This is a genomic window from Jannaschia sp. M317 (genome assembly GCF_025141175.1).
GTDB lineage: Bacteria > Pseudomonadota > Alphaproteobacteria > Rhodobacterales > Rhodobacteraceae > Jannaschia.
On the sequence record NZ_CP081155.1, the window covers coordinates 2,412,293 to 2,433,248 of the forward strand.

At 64.5% G+C, this 20,956-nt stretch carries 18 protein-coding genes; all 18 read left to right on the forward strand.

All coding sequences use genetic code 11. The features are described from left to right. The first annotated feature begins 1 nt into the window (after position 1). On the forward strand, positions 2-745 hold the full coding sequence (locus K3551_RS12295) for a lytic transglycosylase domain-containing protein (RefSeq protein ID WP_259913540.1): 744 nt from the start codon (positions 2-4) through the stop codon (positions 743-745). Between the two features lie 691 nt (positions 746-1,436). After that, the gene (locus K3551_RS12300; RefSeq protein WP_311199730.1) at positions 1,437-2,759 is read left to right on the forward strand and encodes a DUF3363 domain-containing protein; all 1,323 of its coding nucleotides are present in this window, start codon (positions 1,437-1,439) and stop codon (positions 2,757-2,759) included. A 16-nt stretch (positions 2,760-2,775) separates the two neighbouring features. Further along, on the forward strand, positions 2,776-4,764 hold the full coding sequence (locus K3551_RS12305; RefSeq protein WP_259913544.1) for a conjugal transfer protein TraG: 1,989 nt from the start codon (positions 2,776-2,778) through the stop codon (positions 4,762-4,764). A gap of 10 nt (positions 4,765-4,774) precedes the next feature. Further along, positions 4,775-5,185, forward strand: coding sequence for a CopG family transcriptional regulator (locus tag K3551_RS12310; RefSeq protein WP_259913545.1), 411 nt, complete (start codon positions 4,775-4,777; stop codon positions 5,183-5,185). 160 nt (positions 5,186-5,345) lie between these two features. Beyond that, a complete protein-coding gene (locus tag K3551_RS12315) occupies positions 5,346-6,647 on the forward strand; it encodes a DNA cytosine methyltransferase (RefSeq protein WP_259913547.1) in 1,302 nt (433 codons plus the stop codon). 1 nt (position 6,648) lies between these two features. Further along, a complete protein-coding gene (locus tag K3551_RS12320) occupies positions 6,649-8,241 on the forward strand; it encodes an ATP-binding protein (protein WP_259913550.1) in 1,593 nt (530 codons plus the stop codon). Next, the gene (locus tag K3551_RS12325; protein WP_259913552.1) at positions 8,234-10,444 is read left to right on the forward strand and encodes a Z1 domain-containing protein; all 2,211 of its coding nucleotides are present in this window, start codon (positions 8,234-8,236) and stop codon (positions 10,442-10,444) included. Before K3551_RS12320 ends, K3551_RS12325 begins: the two co-directional genes overlap by 8 nt. Next, complete coding sequence (locus tag K3551_RS12330; RefSeq protein ID WP_259913555.1) at positions 10,434-11,399, forward strand: PD-(D/E)XK motif protein; 966 nt, start codon at positions 10,434-10,436, stop codon at positions 11,397-11,399. The genes K3551_RS12325 and K3551_RS12330 overlap by 11 nt, the downstream gene beginning before the upstream one ends. Before the next feature lie 150 nt (positions 11,400-11,549). Further along, positions 11,550-12,548 carry a P-type conjugative transfer ATPase TrbB gene (gene trbB, locus K3551_RS12335; RefSeq protein WP_259913557.1) on the forward strand — a complete coding sequence of 333 codons (999 nt, stop codon included), beginning with the start codon at positions 11,550-11,552 and terminating at the stop codon, positions 12,546-12,548. Further along, complete coding sequence (locus tag K3551_RS12340) at positions 12,545-12,877, forward strand: TrbC/VirB2 family protein (RefSeq protein ID WP_259913558.1); 333 nt, start codon at positions 12,545-12,547, stop codon at positions 12,875-12,877. The genes trbB and K3551_RS12340 overlap by 4 nt, the downstream gene beginning before the upstream one ends. A gap of 66 nt (positions 12,878-12,943) precedes the next feature. Further along, the gene (locus K3551_RS12345) at positions 12,944-13,237 is read left to right on the forward strand and encodes a VirB3 family type IV secretion system protein (RefSeq protein ID WP_259913560.1); all 294 of its coding nucleotides are present in this window, start codon (positions 12,944-12,946) and stop codon (positions 13,235-13,237) included. A gap of 9 nt (positions 13,238-13,246) precedes the next feature. Beyond that, the gene (gene trbE / locus K3551_RS12350) at positions 13,247-15,742 is read left to right on the forward strand and encodes a conjugal transfer protein TrbE (RefSeq protein WP_259913562.1); all 2,496 of its coding nucleotides are present in this window, start codon (positions 13,247-13,249) and stop codon (positions 15,740-15,742) included. Further along, positions 15,739-16,527, forward strand: a complete 789-nt coding sequence (trbJ, locus tag K3551_RS12355; protein ID WP_259913564.1) for a P-type conjugative transfer protein TrbJ — start codon at positions 15,739-15,741, stop codon at positions 16,525-16,527. Before trbE ends, trbJ begins: the two co-directional genes overlap by 4 nt. A gap of 13 nt (positions 16,528-16,540) precedes the next feature. Further along, positions 16,541-16,813 (forward strand): putative entry exclusion protein TrbK-alt, encoded by a 273-nt coding sequence (gene trbK-alt / locus K3551_RS12360; protein ID WP_259913565.1) that lies wholly within the window; start codon positions 16,541-16,543, stop codon positions 16,811-16,813. Between the two features lie 3 nt (positions 16,814-16,816). Beyond that, entirely contained in the window at positions 16,817-18,166 is a 1,350-nt protein-coding gene (gene trbL / locus K3551_RS12365; protein WP_259913567.1) for a P-type conjugative transfer protein TrbL, read from the forward strand. Then, positions 18,163-18,852: a conjugal transfer protein TrbF gene (trbF, locus tag K3551_RS12370; RefSeq protein ID WP_259913569.1), complete on the forward strand. Its 690-nt coding sequence runs from the start codon at positions 18,163-18,165 to the stop codon at positions 18,850-18,852. Before trbL ends, trbF begins: the two co-directional genes overlap by 4 nt. Further along, positions 18,849-19,823 (forward strand): P-type conjugative transfer protein TrbG, encoded by a 975-nt coding sequence (gene trbG, locus K3551_RS12375; RefSeq protein ID WP_259913572.1) that lies wholly within the window; start codon positions 18,849-18,851, stop codon positions 19,821-19,823. Before trbF ends, trbG begins: the two co-directional genes overlap by 4 nt. Beyond that, positions 19,820-20,956: a TrbI/VirB10 family protein gene (locus K3551_RS12380; protein WP_259913575.1), complete on the forward strand. Its 1,137-nt coding sequence runs from the start codon at positions 19,820-19,822 to the stop codon at positions 20,954-20,956. The genes trbG and K3551_RS12380 overlap by 4 nt, the downstream gene beginning before the upstream one ends.

Consider the following 20,956-nt stretch of genomic DNA (forward strand, 5'->3'; position numbering starts at 1 on the left):
GATGACACTGATCTTCCGCAAACGCAGCAGGGGGATCGCGGTCGAGCGACCCCGCATCGTGCAAATCTGCGCCGTCTTCCTTCTTTCCGGCCTTGCCGCGACGGGGCCAGTCAGCGGTCAGGCTCTCGCCGAAGCACCGACCGTCCTACGCGATCCGATGCGCGATCCTCATGCGGTTGCAATCGCCGAAGCCTCTGCGCGCTTCGCGATCCCGGAGCACTGGATCCGTGCCGTGATACAGGCCGAAAGCGCGGGCGATCCGCGCGCGGTCAGCCATGCCGGGGCCATGGGGTTGATGCAGGTCATGCCCGGAACATGGGCCGCCCTGCGGCAGGACCACGGTCTCGGCGCTGATCCCTTCGGGCCGCGCGATAACATCCTCGCGGGCACGGCCTATCTGCGCGCCATGCTCGATCGCTATGGCACCGTTGGCGGCATGCTCGCCGCCTACAATGCCGGGCCGGGGCGGTACGACGCATACCTCTCGGAGGGCCGTCCGCTGCCCGCCGAAACCCGCGCCTATGTCGCGATGCTGGCCCCGCGCCTCGACGGCACGGCCCCGCTCCCGAACCGCGCATCCGTCGCCGATTGGCGCGAGGCGGCGCTGTTCACCGACAGATCGGCGGAGCATCCACAACAAAATGGCGGCAGCCCGGATGCAGATCGAACGGCGGGCGACACGGATCCAGTCGACCCCAATCCCGGCATTTTCGTTGTCCGGCCCGGCCCGGAGACACGGCCATGAGTGTGATCGCGGTTTTGCGGGCTCTGGCGGGCCGTGTCGCAGAGGCGGCGGAAGGGCGTGCTCGGACAACGGGCGGGAAGGGAGATGGGCAAGATAAAAGGGCATGCCACGAATGCCGCAAGTCCCTGACAGGACTGGCGTTTTCGCGTGCATGGCGGTCGGTCGTGTGCAGGTTTCCGGGGTTTTTCCTGCGATTTCAATGCTCCGGTATGCACAGTGGCTTTCCGAGCAGCGGGAGGGTCTTCGCATGACCGAATCCGAACACGATTTCCGCATCAGGCCCGGAAAGCCCCGCAGCACGCGTGCCCCGCGTCCGAAAGCCTTCGTCGACCAGGTGCTGAGGGCGGCCAACAAAGCAGGTCACGTTTCGACGCGGCCAAGCGGCAAGCAGCGAAGCCATTCCAACTTCGGGCGCGGGCAAAGCCGATTTGGCAGATCGCGGCTTTTTTCGTCATCGCGCCGGGTCATGGTTGCTGCTCGCATTGCCCGTCACAAGGGCCGAGCCTATCGCGCGGCTCCGCTATCGACACATCTCGCCTATCTGCGTCGCGACGGGGTCAGCCGGGACGGGGAGAAGGGCCTGCTCTTCGATGCCGAAACCGACGGTCTGGACGGATCGGACTTCGCGGCTCGATGTGAGGATGATCGGCACCATTTCCGTTTCATCATCTCGCCCGAGGATGCCGCAGAGATGGAGGACCTGCGCGGCTTTACCCGCGATCTCGCGCGCGGGATGGAGGCCGATCTCGGAACGCGTCTGGATTGGGTCGCCGTTGATCACTGGAACACCGACAACCCCCATGTGCATCTGATCGTGCGCGGCGTGGATGATCGTGGCGGCGATCTCGTCATCGCGCGCGACTACATCAGCAGTGGGCTGCGGTCCCGTGCCGAGGATCTGGTCGCGCTGGAACTCGGACCTAAGCCGGAGCATGAAGTCCAGCATGCGCTGGAACGGGAGTTGACGGCCGAGCGCTGGACGCGCCTCGACCGGGAGTTGCGCTATCATGCCGACGATCTCGGATTGCTGGATCTGCGCCCCTCCGCGACCGGTCCCAAAGACCCGCAAATCCGGCGGTTGATGGTCGGCCGCCTTCAGCATCTTCGGAAACTCGGTCTGGCCTCGGAAGGCCGCCCCGGCGAATGGATGCTGGGGCTCGAGGCGGAACGCACGCTCCGCGATCTGGGCGAACGCGGTGACATCATCAAAACGATGCACCGCGCCTTCGCCGAGCGGGGGCAGGACCGCGGCTTCTCGGACTTCGCCATCGACGGAGGTGGAGCTGGGGACCCGATCATCGGACGACTGGTCGAGACCGGATTGCATGACGAGCAGTCCGGCACCGCCTATGCCGTGATCGACGGCACGGACGGACGCGCGCATCATGTCCGGTTTCGGGGCCTCGACGCGTTCGACCACGCGCCCGCGCCGGGCGGCATCGTCGAGGTGCGGCGCTTCGGCGGTCCGGACGATCCGCGTCCAACGCTTGTCCTGGCCAACCGCTCCGATCTCGACTTGCAAAGCCAGGTCACCGCACCGGGCGCGACCTGGCTCGATCACAGGTTGGTCGAACGTTCCCGCATGCCGCTTGCAATGGGCGGGTTCGGGGCAGAGGTGCGGGAGGCGATCGATGCCCGCGCCGAGCATCTGGCGGACGCGGGGCTGGGCCAAAGACAGGGACCGCGGATCATCCTCCAGCGCAATCTTCTTACCACCCTGCGGCGTCGCGAACTTGACGCTACGGGCCAGAGGCTCGAGGCCGAAACAGGCCTGTCACATCGCACCGCAAAGTCCGGCGAGCATGTGACCGGCACCTACACCCGCCAGTTGCGCCTGTCCTCCGGCCGGTACGCGATAATCGAAGGCATCGGCCCGGACGGCGGGCGCAGTTTCCAACTCGTCCCCTGGTCCCGCGAAATCGAACCCCGCCTTGGCCAGCACATCACCGGCATCGCGCGCAGCGGGGGCGGCATCGACTGGACACTCGGGCGCAAGCGCGGGCTCGGCATCTGACGAAAGGACCTTGACTATGACCGCCACGAAAATCCTCTGGGGCCAGATCCTCGCCGTCTTCCTGATCGTCCTCACCACGACCTGGGGCGCGACGCAATGGGTCGCCTGGCGGCTGGGATTTCAGGCGCAGCTCGGCAGCCCATGGTTCGAAGCCTTCGGCATGCCGATCTACCCGCCGCCCGCCTTCTTCTGGTGGTGGTATTTCTACGACGCCTATGCGCGCACGGTCTTCTGGGAGGGCGGCGCGATCGCGGCCTCGGGCGGGTTCATCTCCATCGCCGTTGCCATCACCATGTCCGTGATCCGGGCGCGCGAGGCCGCCGATGTCGACACCTATGGCTCGGCCCGCTGGGCGAAGAGGGCCGAGGTGGAAGCCGCCGGGCTGCTCGGCTCCGATGGCGTCGTGCTGGGCAAGCTGGATCACGACTACCTCCGCCATGACGGGCCGGAGCATGTGCTCTGCTTCGCGCCAACCCGGTCGGGCAAGGGGGTTGGCCTTGTCGTCCCCTCGCTTCTGACCTGGCCGGGCTCCGCCATCGTCCATGACATCAAGGGCGAGAACTGGGACCTGACGGCCGGGTTCCGCGCGCGCCATGGCCGGGTGCTGCGCTTCGATCCGACCAGCATGACCTCGGCCGCCTACAACCCGCTGCTCGAAGTCCGTCGGGGTGAGTGGGAGGTGCGCGACGTCCAGAACGTGGCCGATGTGCTGGTCGATCCCGAAGGCTCTCTGGAGAAACGCAACCATTGGGAAAAGACCTCGCACTCGCTGCTGGTCGGCGCGATCCTGCATGTGCTCTACGCCGAACGAGACAAGACCCTCGCAGGCGTCGCCGCCTTCCTGTCCGACCCGCGCCGCCCGATCGAGCAGACCCTCGAGGCCATGATGGCAGCGTGCCACCTGGGAGAAGCCGGCCCGCATCCTGTCATCGCCTCCACGGCGCGGGAGCTTCTGAACAAGTCCGACAACGAACGCTCGGGCGTTCTGTCGACGGCCATGTCCTTCCTCGGCCTCTACCGCGACCCCGTCGTCGCACATGTGACAAGGCGTTGCGACTGGCGGATCGACGACCTGATCGGGGCGGAGCAACCGACGACCCTCTACCTCGTGGTGCCGCCCTCAGACATCTCCCGCACCAAGCCGCTGATCCGGCTTGTGCTGAACCAGATCGGCCGCCGCCTGACCGAAGACTTGAAAGACACGCGCCGCCGCCATCGTGTGCTGATGATGCTCGATGAATTCCCGGCGCTCGGTCGGCTCGACTTCTTCGAAAGTGCGCTGGCCTTCATGGCGGGCTACGGGATCAAGAGCTTCCTGATCGCGCAATCCCTCAACCAGATCGAGAAGGCCTATGGCCAGAACAACGCGATCCTCGACAACTGCCATGTCCGCGTGAGCTTCGCCACCAACGACGAACGGACTGCCAAGCGCGTGTCGGATGCCCTCGGCACGGCGACGGAGATGAAGGCGATGCGCAACTACGCCGGGCACCGTCTGGCGCCCTGGTTGGGCCACCTCATGGTGTCCCGCTCCGAAACTGCGCGCCAGCTCCTGACGCCGGGCGAGATCATGCAGCTGCCGCCCGACGACGAGATCGTCATGGTCGCGGGGGCGCCGCCGATCCGCGCGAAGAAGGCGCGGTATTTTGAGGACAGGCGGTTTGTCGATCGTGTGGTTGCGCCGCCAGAACCGGAGCAAGGCATGCCGATGATGCAGGATGATCCATGGTCATCGCTTCCGACCATCGAAGCCGATACTCCGGCGGGCGCATCCGCGACGTCGACCAACGCCGATGACACGAACGCCGGCCTTCGCCGGGAGCCGGACTTGCCCGAGCATGTGGCTGCATCCCGGGAAACGCCGAAGGAACCCGCGCGCGAATTCGAGATGATGCTCGATGATGATCCGGAGGAGGCCGCGCGGCAAAGGCAAGCCCTGCGCAAGCAGATGGGACAGGTGGCCCGTCAGGCCTCGATGGACCGCAATGACGGTATCGATCTTTGAGGACTGACCCATGCGCGACCGTCTCCACCTCTCCCTGCCAGCCGAGTTGATCGGGCGGATCAACGACATCGCTGACCGGAAACGGGTGACCCGCTCCGCTATCGTGGAGGCAGCGGTCGAATCCTTTCTGTCCCCCGATCATGCCGACATGCAGGAGGCCGCCCTGACGCGCCGCCTCGACCGCCTCTCACGGCATGTCGCCCGTCTCGAACGCGATCAGCGGATCACAACCGAGACCCTCGCCCTCTTCGTCCGCTTCTGGCTCACCATCACCCCGCCGGTCGCGCCGGAGCAGCAGGCCGCGGCACAGGCCAAAGGGCGCGAACGGTTTGATGGGTTTGTGGAGACACTGGGCAAGCGGGTGCAGAAGGGGCGTTGGTTCACGGATGAGATCCCGGGTGATGAGAAGGAAAACCGGTAGTCACAAAGAAAATTATGGCCTCCAGTTCAAATTGGCAGGTTTTGCGTTGACGTTGTCGAGAGCGTCTATATCGTGTGTCAGACTAACGCTTGGCCCTTCAAGGACACTGCCAACGCCCAACCGAAACGCTTAGATCACGAGCCCAATAGCCTTGGCACAGATGAAATTCATCGATCTTTTCGCCGGTCTGGGCGGATTTCATCAGGCGCTGAGCGCGTCGGGCGGGGAGTGCGTGTTCGCCTCGGAGATCAACGGCGATTTGGCCGCTTTGTACGAGAAGAACTACGGCACAAAGCCCCACGGCGATATCCGAAGCGTCGATATTCCCTCGATCCCAGATCATGATGTCCTGTGCGCAGGCTTTCCCTGCCAGCCGTTTTCCAAGGCTGGCGAGCAGAAAGGCCTGCAATGCCCCCAATGGGGCGACCTCATCGATTACGTGATCGACATTTTACGTGTGAAGGAGCCGCGCTTTTTCATCATCGAAAATGTGCCAAACCTTGTCCGCCATGACGGCGGCAGGACGTGGCAAAATATCTGTACCCGGCTACGCGCGCTCGACTATGATGTCGATTTTGCGCGCTTGTCCCCGCACATGTTCGGCGTGCCGCAAAAGCGCGAGCGGGCCTTCATCATTGGCGACCGCGAAGGGCTTGGCGGCTTTTCCTGGCCGATGCCGGAAGACGGGGCACAACTATCTATTGCATCCGTCTTGGACGAAGACCCGGATGATGCTCTTCATTTGAGCCCAAACCATGTCCATTATCTGTCGATCTGGCAGGAATTCGTGGCGGCTTTCCCGAAGAATACGGAACTTCCGTCATTCCCTATCTGGGCAATGGAATTTGGCGCAGACTATCCCCTTGATGGCCTCACCCCGTATGAGCGCGGATATCGACGGCTGGGCCGCCATAAAGGCGCGTTCGGGCAATCCTTGAAAGGTTTGTCGCCCGAAGAAACTGAAGCTGCGCTTCCAGGGTATGCGCGCACTAAGCTGGAGCGATTTCCGGCATGGAAGATAGATTTCATCGAAAAGAACCGCGCCTTCTATGCTGGGCACAAATCAATCATTGATCCTTGGATTGACCAGATAAAATCCTTCCCGCCGAGCTTCCAAAAGCTGGAATGGAACACGAAAGGCGGCGTGCGAGATATCTGGAAACATGTCATCCAATTCCGGGCGAGCGGCATTCGCATCAAAAAGGCCGATACTGCCCCCTCACTCATTGCTATGACAACAAGTCAGGTTCCCATCATTGGATGGGAGCGGCGCTATATGACGCCACGCGAGTGCAGCCGCCTGCAAAGTCTTGAACTCACCCATTTGCCGAGCACCAAGAACGGTGCCTACAAAGCCTTTGGCAATGCCGTTAATGTTGAAGTTGTGAAGCGCATCTTCGCCGCCCTTGTCACCAGAGAAGATGCAGCGGAGTCCGCACAGCGGGCCGTTGCCGCAGAGTAATATGAGCCGATTGAACACGGTCAATATCCGGCCCGGTGTAAACGTCCTTTCGGTGCTCCCGCACCTTAACTATAAGGCGTGGTACGCCTTGGCCGAGTTCGTTGATAACTCGATCCAGAGCAGTATCTCGCGCCGAAAGGACTTGGAGGCCGCCTCGGGCGGTTCCTACGTTCTGCGGGTCGATATCACCTTCGATGCGGACGACAGCCGGATCGTGATTTTCGACAACGCTGCCGGAATTGCCTCATCCGACTATCAGCGCGCCTTCCGGCCTGCCGAAATCCCGCCCGATGCAACGGGCCTGTCCGAGTTCGGCATGGGGATGAAGAGCGCGGCATGCTGGTTCGCGCCGAAATGGAGCGTCCGCTCCAGCGCGCTTGGCGAAAGAGACGAGCGCACTGTCTTCTTCGATATCGAACGCATCGTCCATGACAGCATCGAAGAGTTAAATGTCGTCACTTCGGTTGCGTCCGAGGACAAGCACTATACGGAAATCCGGCTGGAGGACATTCGTCGCTTTCCGAAAGGCCGGACCATCGGCAAGATCAAGGAGCATTTGGCCAGCATCTATCGCATCTTCCTGCGCTCCGGCGCGCTGGAGCTCTGCGTTGACGGTGAGCGACTGACATTTGAGGAACCCAAAATACTGGTAGCACCCTATTTTGAGGAACCATACAAGCCGACCGGCCCAAAAATCTCTTGGCGTCGGGAAATTGACATTGATCTTGGCCCAGGCAAATCAGCGACTGGATTTGTTGCGATCCGTGAAAAGGCAGATACTCGGCTTGCTGGACTCGCATTATTTCGACGGCAGCGACTTGTATTCGGCAGCGCTGATGAACCGTACCGACCGCCAGATATCTTCAAACGATCCAATAGCTATGAGTCACAGAGAGTATTTGGGGAGATACACCTCAAGGGATTCAATGTCTCACACACCAAGGACGGAGTCCAATGGGGCGAGGCAGAAGACGAATTCCTTAAGAAACTGCACAAAATCCTTAGATCAGACGACCTGCCCATTATACGACAAACGAATAACTATCGCGCATTGGACGATGCTCGAAACGCGCGTAAGGTTGCCCGCAGTGCAGCGCCCGCCGTGGCCAAGCAGTTCGATCACAGAGCCTTGATTGCATCGCAACCGGCGTTTCCCAGCGTTGTATCACCGAGCCCTGAGCCATCGCCGGACGAGAACCTTCCCGATGTTGGGGAGCAACTCGACGCGGTTGCGGAAGGGGAGCGCGATGATTTTCAGTTTGAGTTTTTGTTCCGGGGGACGCCTTGGATCGTGAAGCTCGAATTGTCCTATGCCGACCGGGAAAGCGATTGGCTTTCCATCCAGAGCAGACCAGCCATCACGGACCCTGATCCGCGTGAAGTGCTGATCCGCGTGGCCATGCTGCATCCATTTATGGCGCAGTTTCCCAATCTCGACTCGGAGGGCTTCGCGGCAGTCCTGAATATTGCTGCCACCATGGCGCTGTCAGAAGTCATCGCCACGGAGCTTGCCTCGCATCACCCCAAAGCAATCCGGCAATACACCAATGAAATCCTCAAGAACCTTGTGACGAGGGCTGTCCCCGATGAGTGACGAAGGCATTATCCAGATTCACGAGCGCCAGACGTCCGGCAAGTGGAACCCGGCGCAAGGTCCGGCCCTGACGCGCCTTCTTCAGTCAAACACATCGCTTTCCGAGACTGAGAAGACCCGGCTTGTGTCGGAAACCTTATCGATCATGCGCCAATGCGCTGATCCAAAGAATCCGGGGGATCACAACACCGGGCTGATCATCGGCTATGTTCAGAGCGGCAAGACGCTCTCTTTTACCAGCTTGTCCGCGCTCGCTCACGACAATGACTACCAGATTGTCCTGCTTCTTGCTGGAACGACCAATAACCTGGTCGAGCAATCCTTCGAGCGTCTCAGGAAGGACTTGGAGGTCGAAAAGAACCGGAACTGGAAGCTGTTTTCGACCAGAGACAAAGGCTTCCAGGGTGCCGAGGTCGAACGGGTCAAGAGCGAGCTCGCGAAATGGCGCAAAGGGAGCACCCGCTCGCGCACCGTGCTGATCGTTTCCATGAAGGAGCATCGCCATCTCAATCATCTGGCCACGTTGCTCGCCGGGGTTGATCTGACGAACGTGCCCACGCTTATCATCGATGATGAAGGCGACCAGGCGGGGATGAACACCAAAGCCCTGCAACAGGAAGAAAGCACGACCTACGCGCGGATCACCGCGTTGCGCTCTCTCTTCCCGCATCACAGCTATCTTCTCTACACCGCCACGCCGCAAGCGCCGCTTCTGATCAGCCGCATCGACACACTCTCGCCGGACTTCGGCGCAGTGCTGACTCCCGGCGACGCCTATGTCGGCGGCAAAGAGTTCTTTGTGGACGGGCCGGACAAATACATCGAACTCATCCCGCAAACCGATGTGCCGGACCGGGACGATCCGCCCGCGAGCCCACCTGCCAGCATGCTGGAGGCCTTGAAAGACTTCTTCGTCGGCGTGGCCATTGGCCTGCGTGAAGAAGATGACCAGGGCGGCGGCAATCGCTCCATGATGATCCACCCGGCCATCCCCAAGGCGGATCATCTCATGTTTGCGAGATGGGCGCGGAACACGCGCGATGAATGGGCGGCCATTTTGGACGACCCGGATCATCACGGCCATGACGACTTGCTGGCGGGTTTTCGCGCTGCCTTCGAGCGGTTGAGCGAGACCTACGCCGTCAACTACGGCTTTGATCAGATCGAGGCGCTGCTCTTCGATGCTGTGTCGGAAACCGCCATCGCCGAGCTCAACACGCGCGAGAAGACCAAGATACCCTCCATCGATTGGAAGGGTGACTATAGCTGGATACTTGTCGGCGGGATTGGCCTAGACCGTGGCTTTACCGTGGAAGGCCTGACGGTCTCCTACATGCCAAGGTCCATCGGGATCGGAAACGCCGACAATATACAGCAGCGCGCGCGCTTCTTCGGCTACAAGAAGCGCTATCTTGGCCTCTGCCGCATCTATCTCACGACAGAAAACATCGAAGCTTTCCAAGACTATGTGTCCCACGAGGAATCAGTTCGCTCATCGATTTCCAAGCACATCAAGGATGGTGGCGGCCTGAAAGACTGGCGGCGCACCTGGTTCCTCAGCCAGAGGCTGCAACCGACACGGCGCTCTGTCATCTTGCTCGACATGTACCAGTCGCGGGGGCGTGAAGGGTGGATTTACCCCGACTATCCCTATGAGGATACCGGCTTCGTCGCCGACAACCGCGAAGCGGTGAACCAATTGCTCGGCGCGTTCGACTTCTGGGAATACAAGCAAGACGGCTGGAACCAGCAGCAGACCATTCCGGCGTTCAGCGACGACATATCGCTCAGCGAGATAATCCCCTTCATCGGGCAAATACGCTACAAGAACCCCAGCGATAGCTTGCAACACTCAGCCATCATGGTTGGCCTCGAAAAGCTGGCCAGCGAAGACCCTGAGATGCGGTGCAGCGTCTTTGCCTTTTCCGGCCCTTGGTCGGGCGTGGAAGCGCGCCGTAGTCTCGATACCAAAGACCCGCCCAAGATCAGAAACCTCTTTCAGGGTAGCAACGCGCGCACCAACTATCCCGGTGCGCGCCAAATCCGGGCCGATGATACGATCACCTTCCAGATACATCGCTACCACCTAGAGAACGCCGCCAAGAACCGCGTGCTCCTGGAAGACTTGCCCGTGCTCGCCGTGCACATTCCCGAGCATCTGGCAGAGCGTGTTTGGGTGGAACGAGAGGACGATGCTGTTTGAGGCGTATCAGGAGCTTGCCCGCCGGTTCCCGGATGCTTGCCAGCATCTCTTCGGGAGCAAGATCGATAGTGCCCAAGGGCTTTGGCTTTCACTGGATGCGCAAGGGCAGCCTTATTTGCTCTTCGAGATGGCCGAGGATGATGGCCAGCCTGATCTGAAGCTAAAATCCGTCGAGGTTCGCTTCGCGTGCCCCTGCGATATTCAGCTTCAGGATGGAAGCGCTCTTTCCGGCATCTACACGCTGGTTTCTCTTGCCAATGACGATCCCGACATTATCCGCGTCTTCCTTCGCCTCTTGGAAGAAGCGTTCCTGGTTCCCGGCGCGGATCACTCAGCAGCAGCGGTACGGGACCAAATCCTGTCGATTGCAGACCTCTTCACGCGGCTGAACGATGATCTGAAAGACGTGGTTGGCCTCTGGGGTGAGTTGCACATCATCCGCACCGCTCAAGATGTGGGCGCAGCAGCAAGGGCGTGGTCATCGTCCGCCCGTGCCCGGTACGACTTCATGACCGAACGCTTTGCGCTGGAGGTGAAGACGACTCTGAAGTCTCTCCGGCAGCATCGCTTTTCGCTTGAGCAGCTTCGCCCCAATGCGGACATCCGGGTCTATGTCGCTTCTATCTTGCTGACCGAGTTGCCCGGGGGCGAAGCGGCGTGCGAGTTAATCGATGAAATCTACGCTGCGATGGACGATCCTAACAGCCGCGCCAGTTTCTTGCGCCAGTGTCTGCGCAAAGGCGGCGCGGATGTCTATGGATCAGAGTTGCGACTGAGCACATTGCCAGACGGCGCATCCATCGCGATCTTTGACGCTGGCACTTTGCCTGTACCATCCGTTGACGGCGCGGACCCAATCTCCAACGTGCGCTTTGACCTTCAACTTGAAGGGACGGAGATGCTCGCGTCGGATGACCGACGGAGCGTCTTGAGTTTTTCAACTCTCGACAACTGATAACTCGGTTTCAACTTACCCTTTCCCCTGTCTTTGCACGCCACAGCCCTACGCCCCTTGAAGACCTGTTGAGCGCAGCCGGTTTCCGGTTTTCTTGATGGACCCGATCCAGGGCCGCCCGTTGGGGGCCACTCACGGAACGGGGACAACATGGCAGAGGCAACTCGGAAACCGGAAGCGATGGCCCGCGGGGCGCGGATGCTGCGCACGGCGCTCGGGCCCGCCATCGCCGGGTTTCTGGAGGACCCAATGATTGTCGAGGTCATGCTCAATCCCGACGGGCGGCTCTGGATCGACCGGCTCTCCGAAGGATTGTCCGATACCGGAGCCACGCTGTCACCCGCCGATGGCGAGCGGATCGTACGGCTCGTCGCCCACCATGTCGGGGCCGAGGTCCATGCCGCGCGCCCGCGCGTTTCGGCCGAACTGCCCGAGACCGGCGAGCGCTTCGAGGGACTCCTCCCGCCCGTGGTTACCGCGCCCTGTTTCGCGATCCGCAAGCCTGCCGTCGCGGTCTTCACTTTGGACGACTACGTCGCTTCCGGGATCATGACAGAGGTCCAGGCGGAGCTTTTGCGCGAGGGCGTTGCCGCGCGGGCCAATATCCTTGTGGCGGGCGGCACCTCGACCGGCAAGACGACGCTGACCAATGCGCTCCTGGCCGAGGTTGCCGGGACATCGGACCGCGTGGTGATCATCGAGGACACGCGTGAGCTGCAATGCACAACGCCTAACCTCGTCGCCCTGCGCACCAAGGACGGGGTCGCCTCGCTCTCCGATCTCGTCCGCTCCTCGCTCCGCCTGCGCCCCGACCGCATTCCCATCGGCGAGGTGCGCGGGGCCGAGGCGCTGGACCTGTTGAAGGCCTGGGGCACCGGTCATCCGGGCGGGATCGGCACCATCCATGCGGGCTCGGCCCTGGGGGCCCTGCGCCGGATGGAGCAGCTCATCCAGGAGGCCGTAGTCACCGTGCCGCGGGCCCTCATCGCCGAAACCATCGATCTCATCGCCGTCCTCTCCGGGCGCGGGCCCAACCGCCACCTCGCCGAACTCGCCCGCGTCGAGGGGCTGGGACGCAATGGCGACTACCGCATCACCCCGGCGGCGCTGCCGACCGGGATGGAAACTGACACAGGAGACCCTTCATGACACGATCCCTTCACCCGCTGCGTGCGCAGGCCGCCCACGCCGTCACCTACGCCACCGTCACCCTGATGCTGGCCGGGCCCGCCCGGGCCGCGGGCTCCTCCATGCCCTGGGAAGCGCCGCTGCAATCGATCCTCGAGTCGATCGAGGGGCCGGTCGCCAAGATTATCGCCGTGATCATCATCATCGTCACCGGCCTCACGCTGGCCTTCGGTGATACCTCCGGGGGCTTCCGGCGCCTGATCCAGATCGTCTTCGGCATCTCCATCGCTTTCGCGGCGAGTTCCTTCTTTCTGAGCTTCTTCAGCTTCGGCGGCGGGGCGCTGATCTGATGGTGGCGACCGGTTCACCGCAGGGGAACGCGGCTTTCCAGTGGAAAGCCGCGAGGGAGGAACGCCATGAGCGGTAGCGAATGGCCAGCCTTTGAACAGCTGGCCGACGTGCCGGGCTTCACTGTTCCGGTCCACCGGGCGCTGACCGAGCAGATCCTTCTCGCCGGGGCGCCGCGGGCCTTCGCGATCCTGAACGGCACGCTGGCCGGGGCCATCGGACTAGGTCTGCAGCTCTGGGTCGCTGGGATCGTCATCGGTCTCCTGGGCCACCTGGTGGCGGTCTGGGCCGCGCGACGGGATCCGCTCTTCGTCGAGGTCGGACGCCGGCATCTGCGTCTGCCCGGTCATCTCGAGGTGTGAGGCAGAACCATGATGAACCTCGCGGAATATCGCCGGAAAGGGACGCGGCTCGCGGATTACCTGCCCTGGGCGGCGCTGGTGGCCCCCGGCGTGGTGTTGAACAAGGATGGCAGCCTGCAGCGTTCCGCCCGGTTCCGCGGCCCCGATCTCGACAGCGCGGTCGCGGCGGAGCTCGTGGCCGTCGCGGGGCGCATCAACAACGCCTTTCGCCGCCTCGGTTCCGGCTGGGCGATCTTCGTCGAAGCGCAGCGCGTGGCAGCGGCTGACTATCCCGACAGCCGCTTTCCCGATCCGGCCTCGGCGCTGCTCGATGCCGAGCGTCGCGCGGGGTTTGCCGAGCAGGGGGCGCATTTCCAGTCGGAGTATCTCCTGACCTTCCTCTACCTGCCGCCCGCAGAGGAGGCCGCGCGGGCCGAGACCTGGCTCTACGAAGGCCGCGACAAGACCGGCATCGATGCGGGCGAGGTGCTGCGTGGCTTCATCGATCGCACCGACCGTGTGCTGGCGCTCTTCGACGGCATCATGCCCGAATGCCGCTGGATGGGTGACAGCGAAACGCTGACGTATCTCCATTCCACCATCTCGACGCAGGCCCACCGCGTCCGCGTGCCGGAAACCCCGGCCTATCTCGACGCGCTTCTGGCCGATCAGCCGCTCACCGGCGGGCTCGAGCCCCGGCTGGGAGACGCCCATCTGCGTGTCCTGACCCTCTCGGGCTTCCCGACCGCCACCACGCCGGGGATCCTCGACGACCTCAACCGGCTGGCGTTTCCCTATCGCTGGGCGACCCGCGCCATCCTGATGGACAAGATGGAGGCCGCGCGGATGGTCGCGCGTATCCGCCGCCAATGGTTCGCCAAGCGCAAATCCATCGCTGCGATCCTGAAGGAGGTGATGACCAACGAGCAATCGGCGCTGGTCGACACCGACGCGGCCAACAAGGCCGCCGATGCCAACATGGCCCTGCAGGAGCTCGGCGCCGATATCGCGGGCGAGGCCTATGTCACGGCGACGCTCATCGTCTGGGACGAAGACCCGCGCCGCGCCGACGAGAAACTGCGCTTGGTCGAGAAGGTGGTGCAGGGCAGGGACTTCACTGCCATGGTCGAGACGGTCAATGCGGTCGATGCCTGGCTCGGCTCGCTGCCGGGGCAGGCTTATGCCAATGTCCGCCAGCCGCCGATCTCCACCCTGAACCTCGCCCATATGATCCCGCTTTCGGCTGTCTGGGCCGGGGAAGAGCGGGATGCGCATTTCGACGGCCCGCCGCTGCTCTACGGCAAGACCGAGGGCGCGACGCCCTTCCGCCTCTCGCTCCATGTGGGCGATGTCGGACACACGCTGGTCGTGGGACCCACCGGGGCCGGCAAATCCGTGCTGCTCGCGCTCATGGCGCTGCAGTTCCGCCGCTACCCGGGCGCACAGGTCTTCGCCTTCGACTTTGGGGGCTCAATCCGCGCCGCCACCCTCGCCATGGGCGGCGATTGGCATGATCTGGGCGGCGAATTGACCGAAGGCGCGGAAACCACGGTCTTCCTCCAGCCGCTGGCGCGCATCGACGATCCCACCGAGCGGAGTTGGGCCGCAGGCTGGATCGGTGCCATCCTCGCCCGCGAGGGCATCGCGATCACGCCCGAGGTGAAGGAGCATCTCTGGTCCGCCCTGACCTCGCTGGCCTCCGCCCCGGTCGGCGAGCGCACGATCACCGGTCTCGCGGTCCTTCTGCAATCTTCCGACCTGAAACAGGCCCTGCGCCCCTATTGCCTGGGCGGTGCCCATGGGCGCCTACTTGATGCCGAGACCGAAGCGCTTGGCGCGGCCTCGGTCCAGGCCTTCGAGATCGAGGGGCTGGTCGGCACCGCCGCGGCCCCCGCGGTCCTCTCCTATCTCTTCCACCGCATCGGCGACCGGCTCGACGGGCGGCCGACGCTCCTGATCATCGACGAGGGCTGGCTCGCGCTCGATGACGAGGGCTTCGCGGGCCAACTCCGCGAATGGCTGAAGACCCTGCGCAAGAAGAACGCCTCGGTGATCTTCGCGACCCAGTCGCTCTCGGACATTAACGCCTCCGCGATCGCGCCCGCGATCATCGAAAGCTGCCCGACCCGGCTGCTCCTCCCCAACGAACGGGCCATCGAGCCCCAGATCACCGCGATCTACCGCCGTTTCGGTCTCAATGACCGGCAGATCGAGATCCTCGGCCGCGCCACACCCAAGCGCGACTACTATTGCCAGTCGCGGCGCGGCAACCGGCTCTTCGAGCTGGGCCTGTCCGAAGTGGGCCTCGCGCTCTGCGCAGCCTCGTCCAAGTCCGACCAGGCGCTGATCTCTGACATCCTCGCGGAACACGGCCGCGATGGGTTTCTCGCCGGCTGGCTCGAGGCCCGCGGGGTCGGCTGGGCCGCAGACCTCATCCCCGAGCTCACCAATCTCGCACCGGAACCAGAGGTGCCGGACGCCCCGATCCCCCAAGCCCCCGAACCAGCAGAGGAGACCATCCCATGACCCATACCGCTCATCGGTTGACCAAGCTCGCCAGCGCCTCCGCGCTTGCCCTGACGCTCGCCGCCCCCATCGGGCTTGCACCGATCTTCGCCACGCCAGCCCACGCATTCTTCTTCGGCGGGGGCGGACGCATCGTCTACGACCCGCGCAATCACGCCGAGAACATCCTCTCCGCCGCCCGGGCGCTGGAGCAGATCAACAACCAGATCACCCAGCTGCAGAACGAGGCGCAGATGCTGATGAACCAGGCGCGCAACCTTGCGAGCCTGCCCTATTCCTCGCTGCAGGCGCTGCAGCAGAATGTCGACCGGACGCGGCAACTCCTGTCCCAGGCGCAGAACATCGCCTTCGATGTCGCCCAGATCGACCAGGTCTTCCAGCAGGACTATGCAAACATCCCCATGGCGGCACCCGAGGCGCAGCTTCTGGCCGATGCGCGCTCCCGCTGGGAAAACACCGTCGGCGGGCTGCAGGACGCGCTCCGCGTCCAGGCCGGCGTCGTCGGCAATCTCGACGGCCAGCGCGCCGAGCTCTCCGCCCTTGTCGGCGAAAGCCAATCCGCCGTCGGCGCCTTGCAGGCGACCCAGGCGGGGAACCAGCTCCTGGCGCTGCAATCCCAGCAGATCGCCGATCTGATCGCCGTCGTCGCCGCCAATGGCCGCGCAACCGCGCTGGTCGAGGCCGAGCGGTCCGCGGCAGCCGAACAGGGCCGCGTCCAGCGCGAGCGTTTCCTCACCCCGGGCGGGGGCTACCAGCCCGGCAACGCCCAGATGTTCAACAACTGAAGAGGGCAGGCCCATGGAGGGATCGGTCCTCGTGCGCATCGCGGCCATCGTCTTCGTCGCCATCGCGATCACCGCGGCGGTGGTGGAGATGAGCCGCGACGAGGAAGGGCAGGCAGTGCGTCCGGCGTCTTCCTTCATGCCGGAGGCCGATCCATTGCGGACCGAACAACGGCGCTGCCAGGAACTGGGTGAGGCCGCCGCCTCCGATCCCGACTGTCTCGCCGTCTGGGCCGAAACCCGCGACCGCTTTCTCGGGCGCGACCGCGACCGGACCGGGGGCGAGTGAGCCATGGGCGGCACCGGCGTCATCGACACCTTCCTCGGGGTCTTCACCTCCTATATCGACAGCGGCTTCGGGTTGCTGGGGGGCGAGGTCGCCTTCATCGCCAGCACGCTCATCGTGATCGATGTGACGCTGGCCGCGCTCTTCTGGGCCTGGGGCGCCGATGACGACATCATCGCCCGCCTTGTGAAAAAGACCCTCTACGTCGGAGTCTTCGCCTTCCTGATCTCCAACTGGAACAGCCTCGCGGCTATCGTCTTCGACAGTTTCGCGGGGCTGGGGCTGCTCGCCTCCGGCACCGGCTTTTCGCCCGCCGATCTCCTGCGCCCCGGACGGGTGGCGCAGACCGGCCTCGATGCCGGCCGACCGCTCCTGGAATCCACGGCCGATCTCATGGGCTTCGTCGCCTTCTTCGAGAACTTCATCCAGATCGCCTGCCTGCTTTTCGCCTGGGCGCTGGTGCTCTTGGCCTTCTTCCTCCTCGCGGTGCAGCTCTTCGTGACGCTCATCGAGTTCAAGCTGACGACGCTCGCGGGCTTCGTGCTGATCCCTTTCGGCCTTTTCGGCAAGACCGCCTTCATGGCCGAGCGTGTGCTGGGCAATGTCGTTTCCTCCGGCATCAAGGTGCTGGTGCTGGCGGTGATCATCGGGATCGGCTCGACGCTCTTCGGCCAGTTCACCGCCGGGTTCGGGGGCGTGGCACCCACCATCGACGAGGCCATGGCGATCGTGCTGGCCGCGCTCTCGCTCCTCGGTCTCGGCATCTTCGGCCCGGGCATCGCCACGGGCCTTGTCTCCGGCGGCCCGCAACTGGGCGCGGGGGCCGCCGTCGGCACCGGGCTTGCCGTGGGCGGCGCTGCGGTCGCGGCGGGTGGCGGGGCCCTACTCGGCGCCCGCGGAGCCGGGGCGCTCGCTTCGGGCGGGGCAGCTGCCACGCGCGGTGCCGCTGCGGCCACGGGCGCGGCATCCACCGCCTACAGACTCGGATCGATGGGACAGACCGGCGCTGCTGGGGTCGCTTCCGGTCTCGGTGGCGTGGCCCGGGCCGCGGGATCCGCGGCTGCATCGCCCCTGCGCCGCGCTGCCGCCTCGGCTTCTGAAGCGGTCAAGGCAAGCCATGCCGCCGGTGCCCGCGCGGGTTTCGCCGCCACCGGCGGCGCGTCCTCGCTTGGTAGCGTGGCAGGCGCGTCGGCCGCCATGGTCGCTCCGGCTGGCAGCCCACCGGCCTGGGCGCGCTCCATGCGCCGCAGCCAAGCCATGAGCCATGGCGTTTCCGCCGCCACACATGCGCTGCGCGCCGGGGACAGCCCCGGCTCTGGCGCCTCCGTTTCCCTATCCGAAAGCGACCGCCCATGAGCCTCTTCAAACGCGCCGCCGCCCATTATGGCAAGACCCCGGAACCCGAGACCCCTTACCAAAAGGCCGCCCAGGTCTGGGACGAGCGCATCGGTGCGGCCCGGGTGCAGGCGAAGAACTGGCGCCTCATGGCCTTCGGCTGCCTGATCCTCGCGGGCGGCTTCGCTTCCGCGCTGGTTTGGCAATCGGCGCGCGGCACCGTCGTGCCCTACGTCGTCGAGATCGATCGCCACGGCGAGGCCCGCGCCGTCGAGGCGGCAAGTGCCGGGTATCGCCCGAGCGATCCTCAGATCGCCTGGCATCTCGCCCGCTTCATCGAGGAAGTCCGGGGCCTGCCCGCCGATCCCATCGTCGTGCGGCAGAACTGGCTTCGCGCCTATGAGTTCACCACCGACCGCGGTGCGCTCGCGCTGAACGATCACGCCCGCGCCAATGATCCCTTCACGCGGGTCGGCGAGGACCAGGTCTCGGTCGAGGTCTCGAGCGTCATCCGTGCCTCGCCCGACAGTTTTCGGGTCGCCTGGTCCGAGCGTCACTACGAGAATGGCCAGCTCGTTCGCACCGAGCGCTGGACCGCGATTCTGACCATCGTGATCGACCCGCCTCGCACGGCGGACCGTCTGCGCGCCAACCCCCTCGGAATCTATGTGAACGCGATCAACTGGTCGCGGGAGATGAGCCAATGACCCGACCGATCCTGCCCACCGTTCTTCTGGCCTCCACGCTCCTCGCAGGCTGCGCCAGCGACCGCCCGCCTGACTTCACCTATGACGAGGCGGTGCCGCCCTTGCCGTCACCCCCCGTGAGCGCACCCGACGACCGCCCGCGCCCGCTCCATGTCCCGCCCGCCTGGACCCCAAGCCGGGGCGGGGCGGTAGCCGCCACACCCGTTGCGCAGGTCGGCAATGCCAATGCCGCCGCGCGCGTCGAGCCGCGGCAGGCGGGGTATTTCAACGCGATCCAGATCTACCCCTGGTCCGAAGGCGCGCTCTACCAAGTCTACGCCGCCCCGGGCCAGATCACGACCATCGCGCTTGAGCCCGGTGAACGCCTGGCTGGCACCGGCCCGATCGCGGCAGGCGACACCGCGCGCTGGATCATCGGCGACACCGAAAGCGGCGCGGGTCGCGACACCCGCGTCCTCGTCCTCGTGAAACCCACGCGGCCAGATATTCGCACGAACCTCGTGATCTCGACCGACCGGCGGACCTATCTGATCGAACTCAACGCGAGCGAAGAGACCTGGATGCCCGCCATCTCCTGGTCTTATCCGCGCGCGCCCGACGCCCCACGCGTCGCGCCGGCCACGCCGCGCATCCCGCCCGCGCATGCCCGCAACCACCGCTACGGGTTACAGGGCGACAGCCCGCCCTGGCGGCCGGTCTCGGTCTTCGATGACGGACGCCGGGTCTATGTCGTTTTCCCGCGCGGCATCGCCCAGGGCGAAATGCCGCCGCTCTTCGTGCTCGGCGCCGATGGCGAGCTCGAGATCGTCAACTCCCGCATCCACGGCAATGTGCTGATCGTCGACAGGCTCTTCGGTGCTGCCGAGCTGCGCTTGGGGCGCGGTCCCCGGCAGGAGGTGGTGCGGATTGTGCGGATCGAGCCCCAGACCGAAACGACAGCGGTGCGGCAGGGTGCGGAGCGGGGGACATGAGCGAGACTTCGACCGATCCTGCTGCCGCCATGCGCCTGCGTGCCGATCCGCCGCGCGTGACGCGGATTTCGCGCAAGGTGATCATCGGCCTGGCCATTATCGTGGGGCTCGGGATTGGTGCTGCCCTGATCTACGGCCTGCAACGCCCGGATCGGACGGCGGCCCCGGAAGAGCTGATCACCACGGACCGGCGCCAGCCCGCCGATGGTCTCCGCGATCTGCCGGGCAGTTATGATGCGATCCCGCGGCTCGGGCCGCCCCTGCCGGGTGACCTCGGCGGCGGCATCCTCGACGCCCAGCAACGCGGTCAGCCAGTCGCAGCCCCGAGCCTCACGCCGCCCACCATGGACCCAGCGGAACAGCAGCGGCTTGCGGAACTGGAAGCGGCCCGGGTCAGTGATCTCTTCTTCCAGACGCGCCCCGGGGCGCCTGCCTCCACCGGGTTCCAGATGCCGCCTCCGGCACCGGGGGGCGGGTTGGCCGCCACCCCGGAAACCGATCCACGTCAGGCCTTTCTGACGGCACCGCCCGACCGCCGAACGGTCGCGCCCGACCGCGTGCAGCCGCCAGCGTCTCCTTACCTACTGCAGGCCGGTTCGGTCATCCCGGCGGCGCTGATCACCGGCATCCGATCCGACCTTCCAGGCCAGATCACCGCACAGGTCACCCAGAATGTCTATGACAGCCCAACCGGCAGCCTGCTCCTGATCCCGCAGGGCACCCGCCTGATCGGCGCCTATGACGACAGCGTCACCGTCGGCCAGCGTCGCGTGCTCCTGGTCTGGACGCGGCTGATCTTTCCCGATGGACGATCCCTTGTTCTCGAACGCCAGCCCGGGGCCGATGCGGCGGGCTATGCCGGTCTTGAGGACCGCGTCGACAATCACTGGGCCAGCATCCTGCGCGCGGCGGGGCTTTCAACCTTGGTGGCCGTCGGCGCGGAACTCTCCCTGGACGAGGAGGACCGCCTCGCCCGTGCCCTCCGTGACGGGGCCTTGGATACGATCAATGAGGCCGGCCAGCGCATCGTTCAACGCCAGCTCGAGGTCCCGCCGACACTCACCATCCGCCCGGGCTTCCCCGTCCGTGTGATCGTCACGCGCGATCTCGTCTTCGTGCCATTCGGAGGCTGA